Origin of the sequence: Streptomyces sp. NBC_00234, assembly GCF_036195325.1 — a bacterium.
GTDB lineage: Bacteria > Actinomycetota > Actinomycetes > Streptomycetales > Streptomycetaceae > Streptomyces.
Map to the genome: position 1 here is coordinate 720,416 of NZ_CP108101.1, position 17,067 is coordinate 737,482.

At 68.5% G+C, this 17,067-nt stretch carries 2 protein-coding genes; both read right to left on the reverse strand.

Features of this window, described 5'->3' with window-relative positions; genetic code table 11:
* Window positions 1–38 precede the first annotated feature (38 nt).
* Window positions 39–6,179, reverse strand: a complete 6,141-nt coding sequence (locus OG230_RS03165; protein ID WP_328908589.1) for a type I polyketide synthase — start codon at window positions 6,177–6,179, stop codon at window positions 39–41.
* A gap of 1 nt (window position 6,180) precedes the next feature.
* On the reverse strand, window positions 6,181–17,061 hold the full coding sequence (locus OG230_RS03170; RefSeq protein ID WP_443051482.1) for a type I polyketide synthase: 10,881 nt from the start codon (window positions 17,059–17,061) through the stop codon (window positions 6,181–6,183).
* Between the last annotated feature and the right edge of the window lie 6 nt (window positions 17,062–17,067).

Here is a 17,067-nt window from a genome sequence, read left to right on the forward strand (position 1 = left end):
GGGAGGACCCGCGGTCACAGCGCCCGGACCGGCGTACGTCAGTCCAGCGTGCCGATCCAGTCCTCGATCGCCCGCGCGCAGTCCGCCGCGCCCTCTTCCAGCATGGTGAAGTGGTTGGCCCCCACTCCTCGTACCGTCTGGGTTCCGTTCCAGGGCGCGGCCTGCCAGGCGTCGCCAGGACCGTCCGTGTCCGCGCCGGGGAAGGGCCTGGCACATTGCAGGAAGAGCACCGGGGCCCGCAGCCCCTCCAGGGGGAACGAGCCGAGCATGTTGCTGTAGCGGCCCATGGAGGACAGCCGGGCGCTGTCGAACCCGTCGAAGGTCTGCTCCATCTCCAGCATGGTTTCCAGCAGGCCGTCGAGCAGCGCGTTGGAGACGTCGGGAAGATAGGAGTCCATGAGTACGACACCGGCGGGACGCACGCCGCGCTGTTCGAGATGCATCGCGGCAGCGTGGGCGAGGATGCCGCCCGCCGAGTAGCCGGCCAGCACGAACCGTTCGCCACCCGCGGCCTGGAGGGCGGCCTCCGCCAGCACCTCGGCGGCGGCGTCGTTCGTGGCAGGCAGGCTGTCGCCGCGTACGAAGCCCGGCAGCGGAATGCCGGCGACTCCGCGGATGCCCTTGAAGTGGTTGGCGATGTGCGCGTGCTGATAGACCCCACTGGTGGCCATGGGCGTACTCAGGCAGATCAGCCGGGTACGTCCGGCGGGCCCCTCCATCAGCCGGACAGGAACCGGGAGGGCGGGGATGTCCGAGGCCGAGGTGAAGGCGGGCCGCGTCTCCGCGACCGCGTTCAGCATGGTCATCGCCTTCTGGAGCGGGCCGTTCTGGAGGGCCTCGCGGAACAGCTGGCTGAGGGTGTCCGCCGCAGCGCCGGACGGGCGTCCTGCACCCGTCCCCGCCTGCGGCGCCCCGTCCGCGGACGCTACGCCGGAGACCGGACCGGCCGCGGAGATCTCGTCCAGGAGGAAGCGCGCCAGCGCCGCCGCGCTCTTGTGGTCGAAGACCACCATCGACGGAAGCCGCAGCCCGATCGCCTCGCTGAGCGCGGACCGCAGTTCCATCGCCATGAGCGAGTCGAAGCCCAGCTCCAGGAAGTCACGTTCGGGGTCGATGCCCCCGGCGTCCTGGTACCCGAGCAGGCCGGCGGCAAGTCCGGTGACCAGTTCCTGAAGCAGCTCGTGCTGCCCGTCCGCGTCCAGCGCGTCGAGCGTACGGCGCAGTGCGCCGGGATCGGCCTTGCCCGCGACAGAACGCCGCCGGGCAGGCGGGGCCAGGGCGTGAAGGAGCTCGGGGAGGTTGTCGGCGGCTTGTCGGAGGGTGGGCAGGTCGAGCTGGATCGGGACCAGAGCCGGATCATCGAGACCCAACGCCGTATCGAACAACTCCAGGCCACGCTCGGCCGTCAGCCCCTCGATACCGACCTGCTTCATCCGCCGCAGATCAGCCCCCGACAACTCACCCCCCATCCCATCCCCCGCAGACCACAACCCCCACGCCAAAGCCTTGCCCGGCAGACCCCGAGCTTGACGATGAGCCGCAAGAGCATCCAAGAACGTATTCGCCGCCGCATAGTTCGCCTGCCCCGCATTCCCCAGCACACCAGCCGCCGAAGAGAACATCACGAACGCCGACAGATCCATCCCCGCCGTCAACTCATGCAAATGCCACGCCGCATCCACCTTCGGCGCCAACACCCGACCCAACCGCTCCCGCGTCATCGCACCGATCACACCGTCATCCAACACACCCGCCAGATGCACCACACCCGACACCGGATGATCCGCCAACACCTTCGCCAGACCATCCCGATCCGACACATCACACGCCTTCAACACCACCCGCGCCCCAGCCGCCTCCAACTCCGCAACCAACGCACCAGCCCCCGCAGCACCACCACCACGACGACTCACCAACACCAACTCACGCACCCCGAACACCGACACCAACCGCCGGGCCACCAACCCACCCAACAACCCAGACGCACCCGTCACCAACACCGCACCCGAACCAAAACCACCCACCGACGAACCAACAACTTCCCCGGTCGCCGACGAACTCGCGCCTCCAGCCAGAGTTACCGACGTATCAACGGCCACCCGACCCAGCCGGGCCACCCGAGCCACACCCTCACGCACCACCACCTGCGGCTCACCAACCGAAGCCACCACCGCAAGACCATCCTCCAGACCCGTCCCCTCACCAAAATCAGCGAGAACGAACCGGTCCGGCGCACCCGCCTGCGCGGAACGCACCAACCCCCACACCGCAGCACCAGCCAGATCCGACACATCACCACCATCCACCGACACCGCACCCCGAGTGACGATCACCAGCCGGCTGTCAGCGAACCGCTCCCCCTCCAACCACTCCTGCACCACACCCAACACACCCGACACCACATCCCGCACCACACCAGGACCCGACCCCACACCACCACAGGGCAACACCACCACACCCGGCACCACCCCATCACCACCAACCACGTCCTCCCACAACGCCCAACCCCCAGAAACAGAAGCAGGGACGGAGGCAGGGACGGAGGCAGGGACGGTGGCCGGCAGCCAGTCGAGACGGAACAACCCGTCATGGAACGCACGCCCACCAGCAGCCAACTGCTCCGCGGAGACCCGACGCGACGCCAGCCTCCCCACCGAAGCAACCGGACGCCCCGCACCATCAGCAAGCCACACCGACACATCACTGCCACCCGAGCGCACCACCCGCACCCGCGCCTCGACAGCCCCCACCGCATGCAACGACACACCACTCCAGGAGAACGGCAACACCGGCTCCGACTCCCCCTCACCACCCGACAACAACACCGAATGAAGCGCAGCATCAAGAAGAGCAGGATGCAGACCAAACCGGCCGGCATCGTCATGGGCCTCGTCAGGAAGGGCGACCTCGGCAAAGATCTCCTCACCCCGCGTCCAGACAGCCTTCAGCCCCTGGAACACCGGACCGTACTCATACCCCAGACCCTCCAACCGCTCATACGCACCCTCCACCGACACCGACACCGCACCAGCCGGCGGCCACACCGCCAGATCGACATCGGGAGCGGGAGCCTGCGGGAACAGAACCCCTTCAGCATGCTGCGTCCACGGCACGTCCCGGTCGCCCTCCGGCCGCGAGTGCACACTCACCGCACGCGCACCGTCATCCGCAGCGGCCCCGACCACGACCTGAACCTGCAAGCCCTCAGAGTCGGGCAGGGTCAAGGGCGCCTGAAGAGTCAGCTCCTCCAACAGCCCGCACCCGACCTCGTCACCCGCGCGGAGGGCCAGCTCCACCAGGCCCGTCCCCGGCAACAGCACACTGCCCAGAACACTGTGATCAGCAAGCCAGAGATGGGAGTTGAGGGAAAGTCGGCCAGTGAACACCACTCCCCCGTCGGGCAGACCAACGGCCGCGCCCAGGACCGGGTGATCGGTTGAGACGAGCCCAAGGGACTCCGGGTTGGATTCCATCGCGTCGGGAAGCAGCCAGTAGTGCTGGTGCTGGAAGGCGTACGTGGGCAGGTCGACGCGGCAGGCACCGGTGGGTGCGTAGAACGCGGCCCAGTCGGGTGCGTGGCCGACGGTGTGCAGCCGCGCCAGCGCGGTCACCAGGGCCTCGGGCTCGCTCTGGTTGCGACGCAGGCCGGGCACGAACACCGCGTCGGTCGCGGAGTTCTGTGCCATCGCAGTGAGGACGGTGTCGGGACCGACCTCCAGGAACACCGAGACCCCCGCAGCCGACAGCGCACGAACACCGTCCCCGAAACGGACGGCCTCGCGGACGTGACGCACCCAGTACTCGGCAGTGCGCAGATCGTCCGAAGTGGCCAGCTCGCCGGTGACGTTGGAGACGACGGGGATACGGGCTTCGCCGTACTCGACGCTCTCCGCGACCGTCCGGAACTCCTTCAGCATCGGTTCCATCAGCGGCGAGTGGAAGGCGTGCGAGACCCGCAGTCGGCTCGTCTTACGGCCCAGCTCTTCAAAGCGAGCCGCAACCTCGAGGACCTCCTTCTCGGCTCCGGAGATCACCACCGCGTCCGGACCGTTCACCGCCGCGATGCTCACCGCGTCCGAGGTCAGATACGGAAGGACCTCGTCCTCCGACGCCCGGACAGCGACCATCGCGCCACCCTCCGGAAGCGCCTGCATCAGCCGCGCACGCGCCGCCACCAACCTCGACGCATCAGCCAGCGAGAGAACTCCCGCTATGTGCGCGGCGGTCAGCTCACCCACCGAGTGCCCGGCGACGAAGTCGGGACGCACACCCCACGACTCCAACAGACGGAACAACGCCGTCTCAAAAGCGAACAACGCCGGCTGAGTGAACTCCGTCCGCTCCAGAACACCCGCGTCCTCACCCCACACCACATCCCGCAACGACCCCGACAAGTGGCCGTCCAACTCCGCGACCACCGCATCGAAAGCCTCAGCAAACACGGAGAACGCGCCGTACAGCTCACGGCCCATCCCCACCCGCTGCGCACCCTGACCCGTGAACAAGAACGCCGTCTTCGGCCTGGACCTGGCCGCGCCGCGGAACACCGAACCATCCCGCCCGTCGCCGGCCAGCGCACGCAGCCCCTCAACCAGCTGCTCCCGCGTCCCGCCCACCACAGCAGCCCGATGCTCGAACCCCGCACGCGACGTCGCGAGCGAGTATCCGATGTCCACCGGACGTGTCTCTGATCCATTCACCACCTGCGCCAGCAGGCGCGCCGCCTGCGCCTTCAACGCCTCCGCTCCCATGGCCGAGAGCACCCAGGCGTGCACCGGAAGCTCCAGAACAGAAGCCGGAACCTCCTCCGCCCCGTTGCTCTCGGCGGGCTCCTCCTCCGGCGCCTGCTCGATGATCACGTGCGCGTTCGTGCCACTGATCCCGAACGACGACACCGCAGCCCGCCGCGGACCATCCGTCTCAGGCCACTCACGGGCCTCCGTCAGCAGCTCCACCGCACCCGCAGACCAATCCACCTGATCCGACGGACGATCCACATGCAACGTCTTCGGCAACACACCATGCCGCATCGCATGAACAACCTTAATAATCCCCGCCACACCAGCAGCAGCCTGCGTATGACCCATGTTCGACTTCACCGAACCCAGCCACAACGGCCGACCCTCAACCCGATCCTGCCCATACGTCGCCAACAACGCCTGAGCCTCAATCGGATCACCCAGCGTCGTACCCGTACCGTGCGCCTCCACCAAATCCACATCGGCACCCGTCAGACCCGCATTCGCGAGCGCCTGCCGAATGACGCGCATCTGGGACGGACCGTTCGGCGCGGTGAAGCCGTTGCTCGCACCGTCCTGGTTGATCGCCGAGCCGCGTACCACGGCGAGGACCGGGTGACCGTTGCGCCGGGCGTCTGAAAGGCGCTCCACCACCAGGACGCCGACGCCCTCGCCCCAGCCCGTGCCATCGGCCGCCGCCGCGAACGACTTGCACCGACCGTCCGCAGCCAACCCACGCTGACGACTGAACTCCACAAACGTCTCCGGCGTCGCCATCACCGTCACGCCACCCACCAACGCCAGCGAACTGTCCCCCGACCGCAGAGACTGCACCGCCGAATGCAACGCCACCAACGACGACGAACACGCCGTATCCATCGTCACCGCCGGCCCCTCAAGACCCAGCGTGTACGCCACCCGCCCGGAGACCATCGAGCCGGTCGAGCTGCTGTACGGATAGTCGTGGTACATCACACCGGCGAAGACACCGGTCCGACTCCCCCGCAGGGTGCCCGGGTCGATCGCGGCCCGCTCGAGCGCTTCCCACGACACCTCAAGCAGCAGTCGCCGGTGCGGGTCCATGATCAGCGCCTCGTTCGGACCGATCCCGAAGAAGGCCGAGTCGAAGCCGCCCGCGCCATGGAGGAAGCCACCTTCGCGGGCGTACACCTTCCCTTCGGCACCCGGTTCGGGGTCGTACAGCCCGGTGTCCCAGCCGCGGTCCTCGGGGAAGGCGCCCACCGCATCCCGACCCTCGGCGGCCATCTGCCAGAGGTCCTCGGCGGACTCCACACCGCCGGGATAGCGGCATGCCATGCCCACGATGGCGATCGGCTCATGCAGGGTCGACGAAAGCTTGCGGTTCTGGCCGCGAAGCCGTTCGACCTCCTTGAGTGACGCCCGCAGCGCGTCAACCAGCCGTGCGTCTGAAGTCGTCATCTCAGCTACCTGCTTCCGCGGTCGGGCCGTCCAGTTCGAACTCGTCGAGCGCCATGCTGATCAGGCTCTCGGCGTCCAGCTCATCGATCGATCCGCCGGCGTCGTCGCCGTCGCCCACCCCCTCGGGTGCCTGCACTCCACCCAGTTCCAGGAGGCTGCGCATCAGTCCGGCATCGCGGAGCCTGTTGATGGGGATGGTCTGCAGAATGCGGCGGACCTGCTCGTCCTCGTCGGTCTGGTCCGGGCCCGCTGCATCGGGGGCCAGTTCCGTGAGCAGGTGGGCGGTCACCACCTCCGGGCTTGGATAGTCGAAGATCAGCGTCGGTGGCAGTCTGAGCCCGGTGACCACGTTGAGTTGGTTACGGAACTCCACAGCGCTGAGGGAATCGAACCCGAGCTCCTGGAAGGCGCGTTCAGGGTGGATGGCTTCCGGCCCCGCGTGCCCGAGCACGGCCGCCGCCTCGGCGCGGACCACTTCCAGCACCAGTGCGGAACGTGCATCGGCATGCAGACCGGCCAGCCGTTCGGCCAGGGCAGGGCCGGCCTTGCTGACAGCCTCGCGCCTCTTCCGGCTGGTGGTGCTGCCCTGGGAGAGCACTCGGAAGATTTCGGGGAGGTTGTCGGCGGCTTGTCGGAGGGTGGGCAGGTCGAGCTGGATCGGGACCAGAGCCGGATCATCGAGACCCAACGCCGTATCGAACAACTCCAGGCCACGCTCGGCCGTCAGCCCCTCGATACCGACCTGCTTCATCCGCCGCAGATCAGCCCCCGACAACTCACCCCCCATCCCATCCCCCGCAGACCACAACCCCCACGCCAAAGCCTTGCCCGGCAGACCCCGCGCACGACGATGAGCCGCAAGAGCATCCAAGAACGTATTCGCCGCCGCATAGTTCGCCTGCCCCGCATTCCCCAGCACACCAGCCGCCGAAGAGAACATCACGAACGCCGACAGATCCATCCCCGCCGTCAACTCATGCAAATGCCACGCCGCATCCACCTTCGGCGCCAACACCCGACCCAACCGCTCCCGCGTCATCGCACCGATCACACCGTCATCCAACACACCCGCCAGATGCACCACACCCGACACCGGATGATCCGCCAACACCTTCGCCAGACCATCCCGATCCGACACATCACACGCCTTCAACACCACCCGCGCCCCAGCCGCCTCCAACTCCGCAACCAACGCACCAGCCCCCGCAGCACCACCACCACGACGACTCACCAACACCAACTCACGCACCCCGAACACCGACACCAACCGCCGGGCCACCAACCCACCCAACAACCCAGACGCACCCGTCACCAACACCGCACCCGAACCAAAACCACCCACCGACGAACCAACAACTTCCCCGGTCGCCGACGAACTCGCGCCTCCAGCCAGAGTTACCGACGTATCAACGGCCACCCGACCCAGCCGGGCCACCCGAGCCACACCCTCACGCACCACCACCTGCGGCTCACCAACCGAAGCCACCACCGCAAGACCATCCTCCAGACCCGTCCCCTCACCAAAATCAGCGAGAACGAACCGGTCCGGCGCACCCGCCTGCGCGGAACGCACCAACCCCCACACCGCAGCACCAGCCAGATCCGACACATCACCACCATCCACCGACACCGCACCCCGAGTGACGATCACCAGCCGGCTGTCAGCGAACCGCTCCCCCTCCAACCACTCCTGCACCACACCCAACACACCCGACACCACATCCCGCACCACACCAGGACCCGACCCCACACCACCACAGGGCAACACCACCACACCCGGCACCACCCCATCACCACCAACCACGTCCTCCCACAACGCCCAACCCCCAGAAACAGAAGCCGAAGCAGAAACAGGGACGGAGGTGGCGGTGGCGGTGGCGGGGAGCCAGTCGAGACGGAACAACCCGTCATGGAACGCACGCCCACCAGCAGCCAACTGCTCCGCGGAGACCCGACGCGACGCCAGCCTCCCCACCGAAGCAACCGGACGCCCCGCACCATCAGCAAGCCACACCGACACATCACTGCCACCCGAGCGCACCACCCGCACCCGCGCCTCGACAGCCCCCACCGCATGCAACGACACACCACTCCAGGAGAACGGCAACACCGGCTCCGACTCCCCCTCACCACCCGACAACAACACCGAATGAAGCGCAGCATCAAGAAGAGCAGGATGCAGACCGAACCGGCCGGCATCGTCATGGGCCTCGTCGGGAAGGGCGACCTCGGCGAAGATCTCCTCACCCCGCGTCCAGACAGCCTTCAGCCCCTGGAACACCGGACCGTACTCATAACCCAGACCCTCCAACCGCTCATACGCACCCTCCACCGGCACCGACACCGCACCAGCCGGCGGCCACACCGCCAGATCGAAGTCAGCGGTCGGCGGTTCCGGCAGGAGCACACCCTCAGCGTGCAAAGTCCACGGGATGTCTCGGTCGCCCTCCGGCCGCGAGTACACACTCACCGCGCGCGCACCGTCGTCGGCCGGAGCCCCGACCACGACCTGGACCTGGAGCCCTTCGCTGTCGGGCAGGGTCAAGGGCGCCTGAAGAGTCAGCTCCTCCAACAGCCCGCACCCGACCTCCTCACCCGCACGGACGGCCAGCTCCACCAAACCCGTCCCCGGCAGCAGCACACTGCCCAGAACACTGTGATCAGCCAGCCAAGGCGACGCGGCGAACGAGAGTCGCCCCGTCATGACGAGCCCACCGGAATCCGGAAGCATGACCGCGGCTCTCAGCAGCGGGTGATCAACCGTGCCGACTCCAGCGGACTCCAGCGAACCACCGCTCCCAGCCCATGCGTTCGACCAGTAGTCGACTGTGTCGAGCCAGTAGCTCTCGTGCTGGAAGGCGTACGTGGGCAGGTCGACGCGGCGAGCACCGGTGGGCGCGTAGAACGCGGCCCAATCCGGTGCGTGGCCGACGGTGTGCAGCCGCGCCAGCGCGGTCACCAGAGCCTCGGGCTCACTCTGCTGACGACGCAGGCCGGGCACGAACACCGCATCGGACGCGGAGTTCTGTGCCATCGCGGTCAGTACGGCGTCGGGACCAACCTCCAGGAACACCGAGACCCCCGCAGCCGACAGCGCACGAACACCATCACCGAACCGCACCGCCTCGCGGACGTGACGCACCCAGTACTCGGCAGAACCCAGATCACCCGAAGTAGCCAGCTCACCCGTGACGTTGGAGACCACCGGGATACGCGGCTCCCCGAACGTCACGCTCTCCGCGACCGTCCGGAACTCCTTCAGCATCGGCTCCATCAAAGGCGAGTGGAACGCGTGCGAGACCCGCAGTCGGCTCGTCTTACGGCCCAGCTCTTCAAAGCGAGCCGCAACCTCCAAGACCTCGTCCTCGGCTCCGGAGATCACCACCGCGTCCGGACCGTTCACCGCCGCGATACTCACGGCGTCCGACGTGAGGTACGGAAGGACCTCATCCTCCGAAGCCCGGACAGCGACCATCGCGCCACCCTCCGGAAGCGCCTGCATCAGCCGAGCCCGCGCGGCAACCAGCCTCGACGCATCAGCCAGCGAGAGAACTCCCGCTATGTGCGCGGCTGTCAGTTCACCCACCGAGTGACCGGCGACGAAGTCGGGACGCACACCCCACGACTCCAACAGACGGAACAACGCCGTCTCGAACGCGAACAACGCCGGCTGAGTGAACTCCGTCCGCTCCAGAACACCCGCGTCCTCACCCCACACCACATCCCGCAACGACCCCGACAAGTGGCCGTCCAACTCCGCGACCACCGCATCGAAAGCCTCAGCAAACACGGAGAACGCGCCGTACAGCTCACGGCCCATCCCCACCCGCTGCGCACCCTGACCCGTGAACAAGAACGCCGTCTTCGGCCTGGACCTGGCCGCGCCGCGGAACACCGAACCATCCCGCCCGTCGCCGGCCAGCGCACGCAGCCCCTCAACCAGCTGCTCCCGCGTCCCGCCCACGACAGCAGCCCGATGCTCGAACCCCGCACGCGAGGTCACCAACGAGAAGCCGACATCCACCGGACGTATCTCAGACGCACCCACCACCTGCGCCAGCAGACGCCCGGCCTGATCACGCAACGCCTCCGGACTCCGGCCCGACACCACCCACGGCACCACCGGACCATCCACCACCGGCACACCAACAACAGCGGCGGACTCCTCCACCACCTGCTCCAAAACCACATGCGCGTTCGTGCCACTGATCCCGAACGACGACACAGACGCCCGCCGCGGACCATCCGTCTCAGGCCACTCCCTGGCCTCCGTCAACAGCTCCACCGCACCCGCAGACCAATCCACCTGATCCGACGGACGATCCACATGCAACGTCTTCGGCAACACACCATGCCGCATCGCATGAACAACCTTGATAATCCCCGCCACACCAGCAGCAGCCTGCGTATGACCCATGTTCGACTTCACCGAACCCAGCCACAACGGCCGACCCTCAGCCCGATCCTGCCCATAGGTGGCCAGCAGCGCCTGCGCCTCGATCGGATCACCCAGCGTCGTACCCGTACCGTGCGCCTCCACCAAATCCACATCGGCACCCGTCAGACCCGCATTCGCGAGCGCCTGCCGAATCACCCGCACCTGCGACGGACCATTCGGAGCCGTCAGACCATTACTCGCACCATCCTGATTCAGCGCCGAACCCCGCACCACCGCAACCACCGGATGACCCAAGCGACGCGCATCGGAAAGCCGCTCCACAAGGAGCATCCCCGCACCCTCACCCCACGCCGTCCCATCCGCACCCGCAGCAAACGACTTCGCACGCCCATCCGCAGCCAACCCACGCTGACGACTGAACTCCACAAACGTCTCCGGAGTCGCCATCACCGCAACCCCACCCACCAACGCCAAATCACAATCCCCAGAACGCAAAGACTGCACCGCCGAATGCAACGCCACCAACGACGACGAACACGCCGTATCCACCGTCACCGCCGGCCCCTCAAGACCGAAGACGTAGGAGATGCGGCCCGACGCGATGGCGCCCGTCCCGCTGTTGGCCGCGTAGTCGTGGTACATCACACCCGCGAACACGCCCGTCCGCGAACCCGCCAGCGTCGACGGGACGATGCCCGCGTTCTCGAATGCCTCCCACGACACCTCCAGCAGCAACCGCTGCTGCGGGTCCATGATCAACGCCTCGTTCGGGCTGATCCCGAAGAAGTCCGGGTCGAACTCGGCAACCCTGTGGAGGAACCCGCCCTGACCCACATAGCTCGTGTTCGGCCGCGTGCCGGTCGGGTCGAGGAGCTCGTCGACCCGCCAGCCGCGGTCGGTCGGGAAGGACGTGATCCCGTCCCGGCCTTCGACGACGAGGTTCCACAGGTCCTCGGGGGACTCCACACCACCGGGGTAGCGGCAGGCCATGCCCACGATCACGATCGGATCGTCGTCCGTGACGGTGCCGACGCTGACGGCTCGCACGTCCTCCGTAACTCCGGAGAGTTCGCCCAGCAGGTAGCGGGCGAGCGACAGCGGGTTCGGATAGTCGAAGATCACCGTCGCCGGGAGCCGGAGACCGGTCTCCTCGCCGAGGCTGTTACGGAGTTCGAGTGCGCCGAGGGAGTCGATCCCGAGATCACGGAATGCCCGATCAGCTTCGACCGCTTGGGCCCCGGAGTAGCCAAGGGCGACCGCGGCGCGTTCCTGAACCAGGCCGAGCAGCAGGTCCTGCCGCTCCTGCGCCGACAGACCGGCCAGACGGCGCCGCAGCGAGTCCGAGCCTGCGCCGGCAGCTGCCGCGCTGCGCCGGGCCGTCGGTACCAGCGCGCGGAACAGGCCGGGCAGTGCATCGCCCTGGGCCCGCAGTCCGGGCAGGTCGAGGGCGGTCGGCACGACGAGGGCACGGTCCACCGAGGGGGCCGCGCCAAAGAGCGCCAGACCTTCGTCGGTGGTGAGAGGGGAGATCCCACCTCGGGAGATCTTGGCGCGGTCGGCGGTGTCCAGCTCACCGGCCATGCCTCCGGACAGCTCCCACAGCCCCCAGGCCAGCGACTGCGCAGGCAGGCCCTGGGCGCGACGGTGGACGGCCAGAGCGTCCAGGAAAGCATTGGCCGCCGCATAGCTGCCCTGCCCGGGTGCGCCGAGCAGTCCGGCGAAGGAGGAGAACAGGACGAACGCCGCAAGCGGCTGCCCTGCGGTGAGGTGGTGGAGGTGCAACGCGGCATCCACCTTGGGACGGAACACCGTGGTGATGCGCTCCGGATTGAGGGAGGCGACGACACCGTCGTCGAGCACTCCCGCCGCGTGCACCACACCGGTCAGCGTGACCTGCTCCAGGAGTGTGGCGACAGACGAGCGGTCCGCCACGTCACAGGCCGCGACGGTCACTTCCGCGCCGAGCGCGGTGAGTTCGTCCCGGAGCTCGGCAGCGCCCGGGGCGTCCGGGCCTCGCCGGCTGGTGAGCAGCAGGCTGCGTACACCGTGGTCCACCACCAGACGGCGGGCGACGAGTGCACCGATGCCTCCGGTGCCACCGGTCACGAGGACCGTGCCGTCCCCGAAGGCTCCACCGTCGGTGACGGGTGGCACGTCGGCGTCGGTCGGGGTGCCGGCCGACGCCGGGGTGGTTCCAGAGGTCGATCCGGTGCCCGCGGCGTTGGCCGTGGCCCGCGTCAGCCGTGCGGCGTGCAGAACGCCGTCGCGGATCGCGACGTTGTCCTCCCCCGCGGCGACGACGGCGGCGCCGATCGACTGGGGGGCCGCTGTGGCGTCCAGGTCGGCGAGCAGGATGCGGCCCGGGTTCTCCATCTGCGCGGAACGGACCAGCCCTGCGACCGCAGCGCCCATGAGACCGCCCAGTCCCAGCCCTGTGCCGGTGGTGCTGTCCGAGGCAGTGGCGTCGCCCGGCCCGCTCTCCGGGCCGGCGACGGAGACGGCTCCGCGGGTGACAACCAGGAGACGTGACGCGTCGAATCGCCCGTCGGCGTCGGCCAGCCACTCCTGAACGGCCGCCAGTACACGATGCGTTGTCGCGTGAACTGCATCGGCGGAGTCGGCAGAGCGTGCGGGGTCGGCGGTGGGTTCGGGGTCGGCGACGTCCGAGGCTTCCTCGACGGTCGCGGGTGCGGTGGCGTCCGGACGGACTGCCTCAAGTATCACGACATCCGGGACGGGGGCGCCGCGATCCAGCTCCTCCCAGGTCCCGATGGTGAGGGCCTGCGGCTCGGTGGCCGACGGCAGCCTCACCCAGTCCAGTTGATAGAGAGAGTCGTGGAACGTGGCTGCTGCGGCTGCCAGTTGTGCATCGGAGATGCGGCGCAGAGCCAACGAGCCGACGGTGGCAACCGGCCGACCCTCGACATCGGTGGTCTCGACACTCACCGCGACACTCCCGCCACCGGACTCACCCGGGACGAGCCGCACGCGCAGCGACGCAGCGCCAGAGGCGTGCAGGGCCACCTTCGACCAGGTGAACGGCAGGGTCGGGCCCTGGCCCACCGCGTCGGTCAGGGCGACCGCGTGGAGCGCCGCGTCGAGCAGAGCGGGGTGGAGACCGAAGCGCTCCGCCTCGCTGCGGGCGTGCTCGGGAAGCGTGGCCTCGGCGTAGATCTCGTTGCCGTGTCGCCAGGCGGCGGTGAGCCCCTGGAAGACCGGCCCGTACACCATTCCGGATTCGGCGAGCCCCTCGTACAGCCCGTCCAGATCCAGTGGTTCGGCACCGGCCGGCGGCCACTCCTGCAGCACGGACCCGTCGCTCGGGGCAGGGGCTGCGGCGGCGGACGCGAGCATCCCACTGGCATGGCGCATCCACGGAGCATCGGCGTCCGCGTCACCGGCACGCGAGTAGACACCCACCGAGCGACTGCCGTGGACGGCATCGGGAGCCCGGACGACCACCTGTACCTGCGCCGATCCATGGGCGGGCAGGACCAGCGGTGCCTCGATCACCAGCTCGTCGAGAACCGGCGAGCCGACCTGGTCCCCCGCTCGGATGGCCAGCTCGACGAACCCCGTTCCGGGGAAGAGGACCGACTCGCCGATCACGTGATCGGCCAGCCAGGGGTGCGAACCGACGGAGAGCCGGCCGGTGAACACGGCGCCGTCGGCGTCGGCAAGCATCACCATCGCACTGAGCAGGGGGTGCTCGGCCGCGTGCAGACCGGCAGCGGCGGCTCCCGCGACTGCACGGTCCGGCAGCCAGTAGTGCTGACGCTGGAAGGCGTACGTGGGCAGGTCGACGCGGGAGGCACCCGTGGGCGCGTAGTACGCGGCCCAGTCCGGAGCGTGGCCGACGGTGTGCAGCCGTGCCAGGGCCGTGACCAGCGCCTCGGGCTCGCTCTGCTGACGACGCAGACCGGGCACGAACACCGGGTCACCGTCTCCACTGTCGGCCAGGGCGTTCTGCGCCATCGCGGTGAGGACGGCGTCGGGGCCGACCTCCAGGAACACGGAGACCCCGGCAGCCGACAGCGTACGGACACCGTCCCCGAAACGGACAGCTTCGCGGACGTGGCGCACCCAGTACTCGGGCGATCGCAGATCGTCCGAAGTCGCGAGCTCACCCGTGACGTTGGAGACCACCGGGATGCGCGGCTCCTCGAACGTCACGCCCTGCGCAACCGCCCGGAACTCCTTCAGCATCGGTTCCATCAGCGGCGAGTGGAACGCGTGCGAGACCCGCAGACGACTCGTCTTGCGACCCTCCGACTCGAAACGAGCCGCAACCTCCAGGACGTCCTTCTCGGCTCCGGAGATCACCACCGCATCCGGACCGTTCACGGCCGCGATGCTCACCGCATCCGACGTCAGGTAGGGACGGACCTCGTCCTCCGACGCCCGGACGGCGACCATCGCACCACCAGCAGGCAGGGCCTGCATCAGCCGCGCCCTGGCAGCCACCAACTTCGCCGCATCAGCGAGGGACAGGACACCCGACACGTGCGCGGCGGTCAGCTCACCCACCGAATGCCCGGCGACGAAGTCGGGACGCACACCCCACGACTCCAGCAGACGGAACAGGGCGGTCTCGAAGGCGAACAGCGCCGGCTGCGTGAACTCCGTCCGCTCCAGCACCGCCGCATCCTCGCCCCACACCACATCACGCACCGGCTTGGGCAGGTGGCCGTCCAGCTCCGCGACCACCGCGTCGAACGCCTCAGCGAACACGGGGAACGCGCTGTGCAGTTCACGGCCCATACCGACCCGCTGCGCACCCTGACCCGTAAAGAGGGTGGCCAGAGCCCCAGCAGAACGTGAAGTCCCCCGCACCACACCCGGACCTTCACGACCGTCCGCCAACACACCCAAGGCGGCCAGCAGTTCACCGCGGTCGCGGCCGACGACCACAGCGCGGTGGTCCAGCACTGCGCGCGAAGTCGCGAGCGAGAAGCCGACATCCACCGGACGTATCCCGGGCGCCTCCACCACCTGTGCCAGCAGACGGGCGGCCTGCGCCTTCAACGCGTCCACGCCGGCGGCCGAGAGCGCCCAGGCATGCACCGGAAGCTCCAGAGCAGAGGCCGGCACCTCCTCCGCCCCGTCACTCTCGGCAGGCTCCTCTTCCGGCGCCTGCTCGATGATCACGTGCGCGTTCGTACCGCTGATCCCGAACGACGACACCGCAGCCCGCCGCGGGCCACCCGTCTCGGGCCAGTCCCGGGCCTCCGCCAGCAGCTCCACCGCGCCCGCGGACCAGTCCACCTTCGGCGACGGCTCCGCCACGTGCAGCGTCTTCGGCAGCACCCCGTGCTGCATCGCCTGGACCATCTTGATCAGACCGGCGACGCCGGCGGCGGCCTGGGCGTGACCGATGTTGGACTTGATTGAGCCCAACCAAAGCGGCCGGCCTTCCGGCCGGTCCTGGCCGTACGTCGCCAGCAACGCCTGGGCCTCGATCGGGTCACCCAGCGTCGTACCCGTACCGTGCGCTTCGACCGCGTCGATGTCGGAGGGTGTGAGCCCAGCCGAGTTCAGGGCGTCCTGGATGACGCGTCGCTGGGCGGGACCGTTGGGTGCGGTCATGCCGTTGCTGGCGCCGTCCTGGTTGACGGCCGAGCCGCGTACCACGGCGAGCACCGGGTGACCGTTGCGCCGGGCGTCCGACAGCCGCTCCACCAGGAGGACGCCGACGCCCTCGCCCCAACCCGTACCGTTCGCGTCGGCGGCGAAAGCGCGGCAGCGGCCGTCGGGCGACAGGCCGCGCTGCTCGCTGAAGTAGGCGAACACGTCAGGGGTGGACATCACGGTGACGCCCCCCGCGAGCGCGAGGGAGCACTCGCCGCGGCGCAGTGACTGGATCGCGAGGTGGAGCGCGACCAGTGAGGAGGAACAGGCCGTGTCGATCGAGACGGCCGGGCCCTCCAGGCCAAGGGTGTAGGCCACCCGGCCGGACACCAGGCTGCCGGCAGTCGTGACGCTGGCGTAGTCGTGGTAGACGACGCCGGCGAACACGCCGGTTCGGCTGCCCTTGAGCGAAGAGGGGTCGATCCCCGCGCGCTCGAGGCTTTCCCAGGAGGCTTCGAGCAGCAGCCGCTGCTGCGGATCCATGTCCTCCGCCTCGCGCGGGCTGATCTTGAACAGCTCCGGGTCGAACTCATCGGCGTCGTAGAGGAATCCGCCGGTCTTCGCGTAGCTCTTGCCCGGCTTTCCCGGCTCCGGGTCGTAGATGTCGTCGACGTTCCAGCCACGGTTGGCCGGGAAGTCGGCGATGGTGTCCGTACCTGCCGCGACCAGGTCCCACAGATCCTCGGGGGATCCGGCGCCGCCGGGGAAACGGCAGCTCATGGCAACGATGGCGATCGGCTCGTGTTCCCTGGTCTCGGCCTCCCGCAGCTTGCGGCGGACCTGGCGCAGGTCGGTGGTGGCTCGCCGGAGGTATTCCCGGAGCTTGGCGTCGTTCTCCATCGTCGTCATACCCAATCTCGG